The organism is Streptomyces sp. NPDC058326, assembly GCF_042879855.1.
Classification (GTDB): Bacteria; Actinomycetota; Actinomycetes; order Streptomycetales; family Streptomycetaceae; genus Streptomyces.
In genome coordinates this window covers 167,651-180,076 of record NZ_JBHVZO010000007.1, presented here as the reverse complement: position 1 = coordinate 180,076, position 12,426 = coordinate 167,651, and the positions used below count along the sequence as shown (strand labels likewise).

Here is a 12,426-nt window from a genome sequence, read left to right as displayed (position 1 = left end):
CCGCTTCTTGGGGGCTTGGACCATGGACCCGATCAACCGGGGGCCGGAGGAGTACGGACACGACGCCGAGGGCGACGACGTCCGCCAGGGACGCGGCACGCCCGCACCCGCGCCCGCGCGTGCCCGTGTCGTCAGGCTCGTCTCCGGCGACCTGCTCGTCACCGTCAACCCCGTCGACGGCAGCGAGATCGAACCCTGCCCGCCCGGACAGGAACCCGCGCCCGCCCGCCCCCGTACCCCCGAGGAACGCGCCGAGGCCGCCCGCGCCGCCGCGCCGCCCGTCCCGCCGGGACCCGCCGCCCCCGAGCTGCCCCTCCTCGAACGCCAGGAGGAGCGCGAGCGTCTCGTCGGCATCCTCGGCCGAGGCCGCTCCGCCCGCCTCACCGGCCCCGCCGGATCCGGCCGCACCACCCTTCTCGACGCGGTCGCCGCCGACTGCGCCGGGCTCGCCCCCGACGGAGTCGTCCGGCTCTCCGGCCACCACCGCACCCCCACCGAACTCCTCCACGAGCTCTTCGCCGCCGTCCGCTACGCCCCGGACCACCGGCCCGGCCGTGACGGACTCCTCGACCGGCTCCGCGACATCGGCGCCGTCGTCGTCGTCGACGACCTGGAGTTCGGAGGCGCCGCCCTCGACGAACTCCTCGCCGCCGCCCCCGAGTGCGCCTTCCTCCTCGCCGCCGGACCCGACACGCCCGCCCCCACCTCCGGCGCCCCCGTCGAGGAGGTCTCCCTCGGCGGCCTCGGCCGAGGCGCCGCCCTCACGCTCCTGGAGAGCGCGGTCGGCCGCACCCTCACCGACGACGAGGCCAACTGGGCCGGCGACCTGTGGTTCGAATCCGAGGGCCTGCCGCTGCGCTTCGTCCAGGCCGGGGCGCTGCTCAGCCAGCGCGACCGGCTGCGTGTCACCCCGGCCGAGTTCGACGCCTTCGGCGCCCTCGAAGAGGCCTTCGGGCCCACCGATCCCGACGCGGCAGCGGCCGCCGCCGCCGCGGCCTTCGACGGCATCGACGACCACGACGTCGAACTCCGCGAGATACCCCTGCCCAGCCTCGGCGAGGGCGCCGCCCCCGCCGCCCTGCTCGCCTCCCGGCTCAGCCGCTCCGCCCAGACCGCGCTGCGATTCGCCGTCGCCCTCGGCGGCGAGGTCCCCCACCAGGCCCATCTGCCGGCCCTCGTCGGCGACACCCACGCCGACGCCGCCCTCGGTGAACTCAAGGCCTGCGGCCTGCTCTCCCCGGTCGGCACCCGCTACCGGCTCGCCGCCGGCGTCCTCACCCAGCTCCTCGCCCAGGGGTACGAACCCGACCACACGGCCGCCGACCGCGCCCACACGGTCGCCCAGCACTACGCCTGGTGGGCCGCACACCCGTCCGTCACCCCCGAGCGGGCCGCCGCCGAGTCCGACGCCCTGCTCGCCGCCCTCGCCGTCTGCGTCGGCTCCGGCACCGGCAGAGGAGCCGACGCCGACGTCACCGCCGAGCACCGCGCCACCGCCGTCCTCCTCGCCCGTGCCGCCGCTCCCGCCTTCGCCGCCGGACTCCACTGGGGCGCCTGGGAGCGCGCCCTGCGCGCCGGACAGGAGGCCGCCCGGCTCACGGGCGACGTCGCCGAGGAGGCGTACTTCCACCACGAGCTCGGCATCCTCGCCCTCTGCACCGGAAACCTGGAGCGAGCCCGCGCCGAACTCGAAGCCTCCATCGGCATGCGCGGCGTGCTCGCCGACAAGCGGGGCACCGTCGCCGGCCGCCGGGCGCTCGCCCTCGTCGCCGACCGCTCCGGGGAGCACGGCACCGCGGCCGGCGCCCTCGCCGCCGAGCCCGTCTCCCCGCCGCGCGGCACCCCCGCCCTGCCCGGCCCGGCGGCCCGCCCCGCACGGCCGGAGCCCGTCACCGCCCCCCTGCCGGGCGGACCCGTACGGACGTCACCGCCGGCCGGCGGTGCGGCGGGAACCCCGGCGGCCGCCGCGTTCCCCGCGTTCCCCGACTTCGCCGACGAGGGCCCGACGCTCGTCACCCGCCCCGACACCACTCCCGGCGGCGGCCGGACCAGCCTGAAGGGCGGCATCATCGGGGGAGCCCGCCGCAACCTCGCCGCCGTCGGCGCGGGCGCGCTCCTCGTCGCGGTCCTCGGCACCGTCGTGACCCTCGGTGCCACCTCGGGCAACGGTGAGGCCCCGGCCACCAACCGCGTCACCTCCGACAGCACGGTGACCGAGGACACCACCGACGACGGCGTGGACGGCGAGGAGCCGCCGGCCGAGGAGGAGGGGGCAGAGCCGGGCGAGACGGGCGACCCCACCCACTCCGGCTCCCCGAGCCCGCCGAGTCCGGACAACGGCCCGTCGTCGTCCTCCACCGGCCCCGGTGCCACCCGCTCGCCCTCCCCCTCGGACAGCCCGACGGAGACGACACCCCCCACGACGACCACGAAGCCGCCGACGGCTCCCACCACGCCGAGCGGGCCGCGTCCGACCACGACCGAGCCGACGACGACCGAGCCGCCCACGACGCCCTCGCCGACGACGAGCCCGCCGACGACGACCGAGCCGCCCACGACGCCCCCGGCGACGACCACCGCCCCGTCGGAGACGGAGGACCCCGGCAACTCCGCCTCCGCCACCCTCGTCGGCCGGCCCGCCCCCGGCGACTCCACCAGCGCGGAAACCCCCGCCTGACGGACGTACGGGAGCCCGGGTCGACGTACCGACGTACGGGACGACGAAGGCCCCGGGTGCGTCCTCCGCACCCGGGGCCTTCCCCGTACTCCCGTACCGCCGACCGTCAGAACAGCCGCAGCTTGTCGTCCTCGATGCCGCGCATCGCGTTGTAGTCCAGGACCACGCAGCCGATCCCGCGGTCCGTCGCGAGCACCCGTGCCTGCGGCTTGATCTCCTGCGCCGCGAAGACGCCCTTGACCGGCGCCAGGTGCGGGTCGCGGTTGAGCAGCTCCAGGTAGCGGGTCAGCTGCTCGACGCCGTCGATCTCGCCGCGCCGCTTGATCTCCACCGCGACCGTCCCGCCGTCCGAGTCCCGGCAGAGGATGTCCACCGGGCCGATCGCGGTCGGGTACTCGCGGCGGATCAGGGTGTACCCCTCGCCGAGGGTCTCGATCCGGTCGGCGAGGAGCTCCTGGAGGTGCGCCTCGACGCCGTCCTTGATGAGACCCGGGTCCACACCCAGCTCGTGCGAGGAGTCGTGGAGGATCTCCTCCATCGTGATGATCAGTTTCTCGCCCGCTTTGTTGATCACGGTCCAGATGCCGCTCTCACCGTCCGCACCCTCCTTGAGGGTGCACGGCGGCGACATCCAGTTGAGCGGTTTGTACGCCCGGTCGTCCGCGTGGATGGAGACGCTGCCGTCTGCCTTGATCAGGATCAGACGGGGCGCGGAGGGCAGGTGGGCCGTGAGCCGGCCCGCGTAGTCCACGGAGCAACGGGCAATGACGAGACGCATGGTCGGCAACGCTACAAGACGGGCGCTCTTCCGCGCGATTCGGGCATCGGACGCGCGCCCCCGATGAATGATCCTGAGCCGAACACCCGTCGGTTATCAGCCGGTTGTCTTCCCCATCTCCTGGTGCGGTCAGGACTGCGCGCTTACCGTGGAAGCTGGAGGTCGTCGTCCGTGCACGCTGCGTGGCGGCCGACCGGCTTTCGCCCTGCCCGCAAGACCCCGCCCGCGGGGTCGCGAGAGGAGAACCCATGTCGCTCGACGTCTCACCGGCACTGTTGGAACAGGCCGAGCGAGGCGAGGTCGACGAAGCCGACTTCGTCGACTGCGTCCGGACCTCCCTGCCCTACGCATGGGAGATGATCAGTTCTCTGGTGGCCCAGCTGAAGGTCGACGGCGGAGAGTTCGCCGACAACCAGACGCCGCCGCCGAATGAGCAGGCACGTGGTCAGCTGCTGCGCGCGCTCGCGAGCGATGCCATTCGTGGTGCGCTGCAGCGGCATTTCGGGGTGCGTCTCGCCTTCCAGAACTGCCACCGCGTCGCGGTGTTCCCGCTGGACCCGGCGGTGGACGAGCGGCTCGCCCGCTTCACGTCCGTACGGGGGCAGCTGCTGAACCAGTCGCCGGAGATGCGCGACTGCTGAGACATGGTGCTGCCGCTCCGCATCGCGCGAGACGCGATCGATGCGTGTCGACGCGCATCGCCGCGCGAAGATGCCGGAGCGGCGGCACAGTCCCCGCCATGACAGGTCTCACACCAGAAGCGGCAGGACCTCCGCACCGAGCCGCCGGACGTTCTCCTCGGTCGCCGCGAGGTCGCCCGTGCCCTCCGCGAGCAGGGCGAAGCGCGTGATGCCCGTACGCTCCGCGGTCGCCGCGAGCCGGTCCGCCGCGCGCCGGGGCGTGCCCACCGGGTGCATCCCGCACAACAGCTCCGTGTACGCCACGGGGTCCCGCATCGCCCGGTGCCGGCCGTCGACCGTCACATGGGCGTCGAGGCCCTGCTTCAGCCAGCCCGGCATCGCCTTCACAAGCGCCTCCGCGGCGTCGGCCCCCCGGTCCGCGAGCTGGGCGACGCCCGCCGAGACGTGGCAGGAGCCGATCCGCGCGATCTCGTCCGGGTCCCGCCCGGCCTCCCGTGCGTGCCGCGCCCAGGCCGCGACCATCTCCGCCTTGTCGGCGTCGCCGCAGTGCATGCCGAGCAGCATCGGCAGTCCGCGCTCCGCGGCCAGCCGCACGCTCTTCGGCGAGGTGCAGGCCACCACCACCTCGGGGGACGCCGCCCCGCCGATGAGCTCGTCGGGACGGGGCACCACCGGTACCTCACGGAAGGCGAATCGTTCTCCCTCGGCGCCCACACGAGGCTCGGTGAGCCAGCGCAGCAGCAGGTCGAGGGATTCGGGGAAGCCCTGCTCGTACGCGCCGAGACCCGCGCCGAACACCTCCAGATCGACCCAGGGCCCGCCCCGGCCCACCCCCAGGGTGAACCTGCCACCCGAGGTGAGGTGCAGCAGCGCCGCCTGCTCGCCCAGGGCGACCGGATGGACCGTCGGCAGCACACTCACCGCCGTGCCCACCCGCAGCCGCCGTGTGCGGCCCAGGAGCAGCGCGGCCAGTGTCACGGCCGACGGGCAGACCCCGTACGGTACGAAATGGTGCTCGGCCAGCCAGACCGAGTCGAGGCCCGCCTCCTCGGCGACCTCGGCGGTCCGCACCGCCCGATGCAGGGCCTCACCCTGTCCCTGGCCCGGGAACTGGGCGGCCAGAACGAACGTACCCACGCGCATCGTCTTCTGCCTCCTTGCGACCGACGCGGCTCTCCCCTCGCACTGGCAACAACGTCTGACACGTGCCAAAGGCAACGGCCGTTCATGAAGTTCTTGCGATTTTCGGCTAAGCCGTCGCGGACGGGGCCCGGGGCACCGCGTCGCGGCCCGTAGGCTTGAGAAGACGGTCCGTGTTCCCAGACTCCGTGAGGTGTGCCCGTGTCCCCGCGCCACAACCGTTCCCGAGGCGGCGAGAAGCCCGCGCAGCAGGGCGATCCCGGCGACCGGTACGGCGGCGTGCAGAGCACGGAGACCTGGCAGGGCGAGGAGTGGTACATCCGCTTCGTCGCCGGGGCGAGCGCGCCCGGCAAGCGCTACCGCTGCCCCGGCTGCGACCAGGAGATCCCCGGTGGCGCCCCGCACCTGGTCGCCTGGCCGGAGTACGGCGGAGTGGACGACCGGCGCCACTGGCACAAGGCCTGCTGGAACGCGAAGGACCGCCGCACCAGCAGGGTGCAGCGGTCCCGTAACGCGCCCAGGTACTGAGCCAGGGGTTCCCCGGGCCTACACGTCCCGGCTGTTCAGCAGGGCGAAGGCACCGGCGAGCGCGACCCCCGCGATCCCCGTCACGATCAGCAGCGGCTCCCAGCCCGCCGGGCCGTTCCCGCCGAACGGCGGCTCCGTGGCGTACAGCGCGATCATCTGCGCCGGGATGGCGTACGTGAAGAGCCACTCCTGCACGGACCTGAGCGCCTCGGAGAACATGAAGAGGGCCGCCACCAGCGGGAGCAGCAGCAGACCGATCATCACCGTGATCGCGCCCGCGGAGTGCCGGATCACCGTCCCGAGCGCCAGCGACAGCAGCCCCAGCATCGCCAGATAGCCGCCCGCTCCGACCGTCGCCCGCAGCCACTCGGCCGCCGTCGGCTCCGCCGCGTCCACGATCGCGACCTGGCCCGCCGCCACGACGCCGGCCACCACGGTGGTGACGGTGAAGACGAGCAGGAAGAAGACGATCGCCTTCGCCGTGAGCACCCGGCCGCGGCTCGGGCAGGCCGTCAGGGTCGTACGGATCATGCCGGTGCCGTACTCGGAGGCGATCGTGAGGACTCCGAGCGTGATCACACAGATCGAGGCCGGCAGCATCCCGAAGAAGCCGAAGGCGAGCGCGGACTCGTCCCCCATCGGGGCCTCCGAGGCCGCGGCGATCGCCGCCACCCCCAGGCCGATGGCCAGCATCAGCAGGATCATGACCCCGAGCGTCCACAGCGTCGAGCGCACCGAGCGGATCTTCGTCCACTCGGAGGCGAGGGCGTCACCGAGGTGCGCCCTGCGGACCGGGATGGGGGAGACATAGGAGTGCGGCGCCGGTGCGTGGTGCGGGGCGGGGGCGGTCATCGGGCGTCCTTGGTGGTGTCGCTCGGCTGCGGGCTGCTCGGCCGCGCGGCGGCCGGAGGGGCGTACGGGCCCGGCACGGCGGCCTGGCCGGAAGCCCCGGCGTACGGGTTCTGTCCGGGCGGCGGCGGCGCGTACCAGCCCTGCTGCGGCACGTCCTGGACCACCGGCTGCGGCGGCATGCCGTATCCCGGCCCGCCCGGCTGCGGGGGCTGGAGGTGCGCGAGCCGGTCGTCGGTGGAGCGGTAGTCCACGGCGCCCTGCGTCAGCCGCATGTACGCCTCCTCGAGGGAGGCCTGGTGCGGGGACAGCTCCCAGAGCCGTACGTCCGCGTCGTGCGCCAGATCGCTGATCCTCGGCAGGGGCAGGCCCGTCACCCGCAGCGCGCCGTCCGGCTCGGACAGCACCTGGCCGCCGGCCTCCATGAGCGCCGCCGTCAGCTTCTCCCGCTGCCCGGGTTCGGCCTGGGGGGTCCGTACCCGCGCGAAGTCGGCGGAGTTCGCCGAGATGAAGTCCGTGACGCTCATGTCCGCGAGCAGCTGCCCCCGCCCGATCACGATCAGATGGTCGGCGGTGAGGGCCATCTCGCTCATGAGGTGGCTGGAGACGAAGACCGTCCGCCCCTCGGCGGCCAGCTTCTTCATCAGGTTGCGGACCCAGAGGATGCCCTCCGGGTCCAGACCGTTGACGGGCTCGTCGAAGAGCAGCACCTGCGGGTCGCCGAGGAGCGCCGCCGCGATACCGAGCCGCTGCCCCATGCCGAGCGAGAAGCCGCTGGAACGGCGCTTGGCGACGTCCTGGAGGCCGACCACGCCCAGGACCTCGTCGACGCGCTGCGCCGGGATGCCGGCGAGCTGCGCGAGCGAAAGGAGATGGCTGCGCGCGCTCCGCCCGCCGTGCACGGCCTTGGCGTCGAGGAGCGCGCCGACCTGCCGGGGCGCGTTCGGCAGCTGCCGGAAGGGGTGGCCGCCGATCGTGACATGTCCCGCCGTGGGCTGGTCGAGCCCCAGGATCATGCGCATCGTGGTCGACTTGCCGGACCCGTTGGGCCCCAGGAACCCGGTGACGACACCGGGCCTCACCTGGAAGGAAAGGTTGTACACGGCCGTTTTGGCGCCGTAGCGCTTCGTCAGGCCGACTGCCTCGATCATTCTCCAGCCCCATCGACAGGTCGGTCGCATCCATGTCGGGGCGTGGCGGCCGTCGGCCGGAGCCCCCCGTATGAGCTAGGAGCTTATCCAGCCATTGACGGTTCCGGCGAAAGCGGAGACCGCCCGAGGGCGGTCTCCCAGGGAAACCTCAGGGTTCTCACCCAGGGGACGTCAGGGGAGGACCGGCGGGATCAGGCGTCCCGCTTCTTCAGTACCAGATAGCCGCCGAGCAGCGCGGCCACCACCCAGATCACCATGATCCCGAGCCCGCCCCACGGGCCGTACGGAGCTTCCTCCGAGTTCATGGCGTCCGGCACGACCTGCATGATCTTCGCGCCGGCCTGGTCCGGGAAGTAGCGGGCCACCTCCTTGGCCTTCGGCACCGCCGACAGGATCTGCGAGACCAGGAAGAAGAACGGCACCAGGATGCCGAGCGACAGCATCGACGAGCGCAGCATCGCCGCCACACCCATGGAGAACAGCGCGATCAGCCCCATGTAGAGACCGCCGCCGATCACCGCCCGCAGCACGTTCTCCTCGCCGATCGAGGTCCGGTGCTCGCCGAGCAGTGCCTGTCCGAGGAAGAAGGAGAGGAAGCTCGTCGCGAGACCCACCACGAGCGCGAGACCGCCGGCCACCGCGATCTTCGAGAAGAGGAAGGTCGCCCGCTGCGGCACGGCCGCGAGCGAGGTGCGGATCATGCCGGAGGAGTACTCGGTCCCCACCACCAGGACCCCGAAGACCACCATCGCCAGCTGCCCCAGGATCATCCCGGAGAAGCTGATCAGGGTCGGGTCGAAGGTGGCCCGCTCGACGTCGCTCAGCTGGTCGAAGGTGGAACTCATCAACGCGCACAGGGCCGCGCTCATCGCCACCGTGACGAGGAGGGCGCTCGCCAGCGTCCAGACGGTCGACGACACCGTCCGGATCTTGGTCCACTCGGACTGCAGGACCGCGGATGCCGCTGCCATCGTTCAGGCTCCCTGGGAGGTCGTGCCCCACTGGGGGCCGGGCGCCGGAGCGCCACCGTGTACATCGGTGCCGTGCGCGTGGTACTCCACCGCACCGGCCGTCATCTGCATGAAGGCCTCTTCGAGCGAGGCGCGCTGGGAGCTCAGCTCGTGCAGGACGAGCCCGCTCTCCGCCGCCAGTTCGCCGAGCTTCTCGGTCGTCGCCCCGTCCACCTCGACGGTGCCGTTGCCCGCCTCGACCGGAACGAACCCATTGGCCCGCAGCACGTCCCTGAGCCGCTCCTGCTGCGGCGAACGCAGCCGCACATAACTCCGGGAATTCTGCTGGATGAAATCCGCCATCGACGTGTCGGCCAGCAGCTTTCCCTGCCCGATGACGATCAGATGATCAGCCGTCAGCGCCATTTCACTCATCAGATGGCTGGAAACGAAGATCGTCCGGCCCTCGGCCGCCAACGCCTTCATGAGATTGCGGATCCAGTGAATTCCCTCGGGATCCAGGCCGTTGACGGGCTCGTCGAACATCAGGATCTCGGGATCCCCGAGCAGCGCCGACGCGATGCCAAGACGCTGCCCCATGCCGAGCGAGAAGCCCTTCGACTTCTTCTTCGCCACCGCCGTCAGACCCACCAGGTCCAGCACCTCGCCGACACGGCGCTCCGGGATGCGGTTCGACTGCGCGAGACACAGCAGGTTGTTGTACGCCGAGCGGCCGCCGTTCATCGCCTTGGCGTCGAGCAGCGCCCCGATGTACTTCAGCGGCTCCGGCAGGTCGCGGTAGTGCTTGCCGTCGATCCGGACCGTCCCGCTCGTCGGGTTGTCCAGGTCCAGCATCATCCGCATCGTCGTCGACTTGCCCGCCCCGTTCGGCCCGAGGAAGCCGGTGACCACGCCAGGCCGCACCTGGAAGGAAAGCTGGTCGACCGCGGTCTTCGCCCCGTAACGCTTGGTCAGGCCCTCAAGCTCGATCATGCGTACCAACCTACGGTCGCACAAAACCCCCCGCCACCGGAATGACGGGGGGTTCGGGCAACGCTACGCACTTGTTACCGGTTCGGCCTCTCGGCGGACCGCGTCAGCGGGACTGCTGGGCCGGGACACCGGCCGGACGCTCGTCGTCGATCGGCGAGCCGGCCGCCGCCACCGCGGCACCGGTCAGCGTCGCCAGCATCTCGCGGACGTTGGTCAGCTGGGCGTTGATCGAGTCCCGGCGGTTCGTCAGAGCCGCGAGCTCGCGCTCCGATTCGCTGCGGATCCGGTCGGCCTTGGCGTTCGCGTCGGCCACGATGTCCTCGGCTTGGCGCTGCGCCGTCTCCACCGTCTGACGGGCCCGGCGCTCCGCGTCCGTCCGCAGCTTCTCGGCCTCCAGGCGGAGCTGCTCGGCGCGGTGCTCGATCTCCGCGAGGCGCTTCTCGGCCTTCGCCTGACGCGAGGCCAGGTCACGCTCCGACTGCTCGCGGCGCTTCGCCAGGTTCGTCTCGAAGTCCGCGGCGGCCTGGGCGGCCTTGGCGCGGGTCTCCTCGAAGAGGGCGTCCGCCTCCTCGCGCTTCGACTGCGCGTCCTTCTGCGCCTCGGCACGCAGCGAGTTGGCCTCGCCCTGCGCCTTCTCGACGATCCGTACGCCCTCGTCCTCGGCCTTCGACTTGCGCTCGGCCGCGAACGACTCCGCGTCGTTGCGCACCTGCTGGGCGGCCGACTCGGCCAGCTCACGGTGCTGCTCGGCGGCGCGACGGGCCTCCTCACGCAGGTCCTTCGCCTCCTCCTCGGCGAGCCGGAGGATCTTCTCGACCCGGGCGCCGAGCCCCGCGTACGACGGCTCGGCGTCGGTGACCTGCGCCTGGGCGTTCTGCGTCTCGAGGTGGAGCTCCTCGATTCGCTTCTCCAGGGCGGTGATGCGGGACAGGGCATTGTCGCGGTCGGACACGAGCTTGGTAATGCGGTCGTCCACCTGACCGCGGTCGTAACCGCGCCGCACGAGCTCGAAGCCGAAGGGGGAGGATGTGTCGCTCATGGGTTTCCTGTCGAATGAGACCGGTGAGGTGTTAGGGGGAATCCTAGGGGCCGAAGCGGCGTGTCATCGAGCGTATGCCCGTTTGATCTGGAGAATGTCCAGCCTTTTGAGTGGCTAGTCGTCCTGGGGCTTGCCACCCGAACGAGTGGACCCCGCTGACGCACCCGCCTTCGCGCCCACGGCCCCGGCGGACTTCGCCCCGACCGACGGGGTCTCGAAAGACTCCAACGCTTCCAGGACGTCCTGGACACGGGAGATCTCGGCATTGATGTCCTTGCGGCGGCGCACGAGCACCTCGAGCTCGCGCTTGCCCTCCTCGATCGTCGCCTCGGCCTCGGCCTGGGCCTCCGACCTGACGCGCTCGGCCTCCGCCTTGATCTTCTCGGCCTCCGCGACGAGCGAGGCCTTCTTCTGCTCGGCCTCCTTGAGGAGCGCCTCCGCCTTGCGGACCGCGGCGATACGGACCTTGCTCGCCTCCGAACTCGCCTCGGAGACCAGCTCCTTCGCCTTCTCCTCGGCCTCGGCGCGCTGCTCCGTCGCTGCCTTCACCAGGTTGTCGACCCGCTCGCCCGCCGTCTTCATCTGCTCGGCGCTCTCGCGGCGCGCCCGCTCGTGCAGCTCCTCGATCTCGCCCTCGACCCGGCTCCGCAGCTCCTCGGCCCGGTCCCTTATGGCGGTCGCGTCGCCGCGCGCCCCGACCAGGAGCTCGTCCGCGTCCGTACGGGCCTTCTCGACCAGCGAGTTGCCCTCGACGGTCGCCTCGGCGACGATCCGCTCGGCCTCCTTGCGGGCCGCGCCGACCATCGTGTCCGCCTGCGTCTCGGCCTCGGTGGTGGCGCGCAGCGCCTCCTCCTGGGCCTTGGCGATGAGCTGGTCCGCCTGCTCGGCCGCGTCCGAACGCTTCCGGGCCGCGGCCTCCCGCGCCTCGTCGAGCGTGCGGTCCGCCTCCTCGCGGGCCTCCGACCGCATCTGCTCGGCCGCCGCCTCCGCGTCCGCCCGCAGCCGCTCCGACTCGGTACGGATCCGCTCGGCGTCCTGCCGCGCGGAACCCACCGTCGCCTCGGCCTCGGCGCGCGCGTCCGCCGTGAGGGCGTCGGCGAGCTCGCCCGCCTCCCGGGTGACCCGCTCGGCCTCGGCGTTCGCCTCGGCGGTGAGCCGTTCGGCCTGGGTGGTGGCTTCGGCGAGGAGCGCGTCGGCCTGTTCGGCGGCGTCGCCGCGTCGCTTGTCGGCGGCCTTGCGGGCCTCGTCGAGGACCTGCTCGCCGTCGGCGAGGGCCGCCGCCCGCAGCGCCTGGGCGTGCGCCTCCCCGTCGATCTTGACCTGTTCGGCCTCGGCGCGGAGTCGCCGGGCGTCCTGTTCGGTGGTCTCCATGAGCTCGACCGCTTCGGCGGTGAGCCGTTCGGCCTGGGTGGTGGCTTCGGCGAGGAGCGCGTCGGCCTGTTCGGCGGCGTCGCCGCGCCGCTTGTCGGCGGCCTTACGGGCCTCGTCGAGGACCTGCTCGCCGTCCGCGATCGCCGCGGCGCGCAGCGCCTCCGCGTGCGCCTCTCCGTCGGCCTTGACCTGTTCGGCCTCGGTACGGAGCCGTCGGGCGTCCTGTTCGGTGGTCTCCATGAGCTCGACCGCTTCGGCGGTGAGCCGTTCGGCCTGGGTGGTGGCTTCGGCGAGGAGCGCGTCGGCCTG

At 72.4% G+C, this 12,426-nt stretch carries 10 protein-coding genes and 1 pseudogene; 3 read left to right on the top strand and 8 right to left on the bottom strand.

Annotated features, from left to right (window positions below; all coding sequences use genetic code 11):
• The first annotated feature begins 22 nt into the window (after positions 1 to 22).
• The gene (locus ACFVYX_RS16050; RefSeq protein ID WP_389681977.1) at positions 23 to 2,677 is read left to right on the top strand and encodes an ATP-binding protein; all 2,655 of its coding nucleotides are present in this window, start codon (positions 23 to 25) and stop codon (positions 2,675 to 2,677) included.
• Between the two features lie 106 nt (positions 2,678 to 2,783).
• Here ACFVYX_RS16050 and nucS read toward each other — a convergent pair whose 3' ends face one another.
• On the bottom strand, positions 2,784 to 3,455 hold the full coding sequence (gene nucS, locus ACFVYX_RS16045; protein WP_389681976.1) for an endonuclease NucS: 672 nt from the start codon (positions 3,453 to 3,455) through the stop codon (positions 2,784 to 2,786).
• A gap of 248 nt (positions 3,456 to 3,703) precedes the next feature.
• On the opposite strand from nucS, the gene ACFVYX_RS16040 reads away from it, so the two are divergent.
• Positions 3,704 to 4,096, top strand: a complete 393-nt coding sequence (locus tag ACFVYX_RS16040; protein WP_055641302.1) for an SCO5389 family protein — start codon at positions 3,704 to 3,706, stop codon at positions 4,094 to 4,096.
• A 108-nt stretch (positions 4,097 to 4,204) separates the two neighbouring features.
• Here ACFVYX_RS16040 and ACFVYX_RS16035 read toward each other — a convergent pair whose 3' ends face one another.
• Complete coding sequence (locus tag ACFVYX_RS16035) at positions 4,205 to 5,239, bottom strand: LLM class flavin-dependent oxidoreductase (protein WP_389681975.1); 1,035 nt, start codon at positions 5,237 to 5,239, stop codon at positions 4,205 to 4,207.
• Between the two features lie 198 nt (positions 5,240 to 5,437).
• Between ACFVYX_RS16035 and ACFVYX_RS16030 the strand changes: the two genes are divergently transcribed.
• A complete protein-coding gene (locus ACFVYX_RS16030) occupies positions 5,438 to 5,764 on the top strand; it encodes an ATP/GTP-binding protein (RefSeq protein ID WP_389681974.1) in 327 nt (108 codons plus the stop codon).
• 18 nt (positions 5,765 to 5,782) lie between these two features.
• Here the strand turns inward: ACFVYX_RS16030 and ACFVYX_RS16025 are convergent, their stop codons facing one another.
• From ACFVYX_RS16025 to ACFVYX_RS16000, 6 genes and pseudogenes are all read right to left on the bottom strand, one after another.
• A complete protein-coding gene (locus tag ACFVYX_RS16025) occupies positions 5,783 to 6,616 on the bottom strand; it encodes an ABC transporter permease (protein WP_389681973.1) in 834 nt (277 codons plus the stop codon).
• Positions 6,613 to 7,764: an ABC transporter ATP-binding protein gene (locus ACFVYX_RS16020; protein WP_389681972.1), complete on the bottom strand. Its 1,152-nt coding sequence runs from the start codon at positions 7,762 to 7,764 to the stop codon at positions 6,613 to 6,615. The genes ACFVYX_RS16025 and ACFVYX_RS16020 overlap by 4 nt, the downstream gene beginning before the upstream one ends.
• Before the next feature lie 191 nt (positions 7,765 to 7,955).
• Positions 7,956 to 8,735 (bottom strand): ABC transporter permease, encoded by a 780-nt coding sequence (locus ACFVYX_RS16015; protein WP_389681971.1) that lies wholly within the window; start codon positions 8,733 to 8,735, stop codon positions 7,956 to 7,958.
• 3 nt (positions 8,736 to 8,738) lie between these two features.
• Positions 8,739 to 9,707, bottom strand: coding sequence for an ABC transporter ATP-binding protein (locus tag ACFVYX_RS16010; RefSeq protein ID WP_389681970.1), 969 nt, complete (start codon positions 9,705 to 9,707; stop codon positions 8,739 to 8,741).
• A gap of 103 nt (positions 9,708 to 9,810) precedes the next feature.
• Positions 9,811 to 10,746: a cellulose-binding protein gene (locus ACFVYX_RS16005; protein ID WP_389681969.1), complete on the bottom strand. Its 936-nt coding sequence runs from the start codon at positions 10,744 to 10,746 to the stop codon at positions 9,811 to 9,813.
• A gap of 114 nt (positions 10,747 to 10,860) precedes the next feature.
• Positions 10,861 to 12,426, bottom strand: a pseudogene (locus tag ACFVYX_RS16000) (hypothetical protein); the annotation flags it as partial.

Bases quoted from the DNA above. Each gene is read 5' to 3' on its own strand.
- ACFVYX_RS16050 (WP_389681977.1), top strand. From the start codon at position 23: ATGGACCCGATCAACCGGGGGCCGGAGGAGTACGGACACGACGCCGAG.
- nucS (WP_389681976.1), bottom strand. From the start codon at position 3,455: ATGCGTCTCGTCATTGCCCGTTGCTCCGTGGACTACGCGGGCCGGCTC.
- ACFVYX_RS16040 (WP_055641302.1), top strand. From the start codon at position 3,704: ATGTCGCTCGACGTCTCACCGGCACTGTTGGAACAGGCCGAGCGAGGC.
- ACFVYX_RS16035 (WP_389681975.1), bottom strand. From the start codon at position 5,239: ATGCGCGTGGGTACGTTCGTTCTGGCCGCCCAGTTCCCGGGCCAGGGA.
- ACFVYX_RS16025 (WP_389681973.1), bottom strand. From the start codon at position 6,616: ATGACCGCCCCCGCCCCGCACCACGCACCGGCGCCGCACTCCTATGTC.
- ACFVYX_RS16020 (WP_389681972.1), bottom strand. From the start codon at position 7,764: ATGATCGAGGCAGTCGGCCTGACGAAGCGCTACGGCGCCAAAACGGCC.
- ACFVYX_RS16015 (WP_389681971.1), bottom strand. From the start codon at position 8,735: ATGGCAGCGGCATCCGCGGTCCTGCAGTCCGAGTGGACCAAGATCCGG.
- ACFVYX_RS16010 (WP_389681970.1), bottom strand. From the start codon at position 9,707: ATGATCGAGCTTGAGGGCCTGACCAAGCGTTACGGGGCGAAGACCGCG.
- ACFVYX_RS16005 (WP_389681969.1), bottom strand. From the start codon at position 10,746: ATGAGCGACACATCCTCCCCCTTCGGCTTCGAGCTCGTGCGGCGCGGT.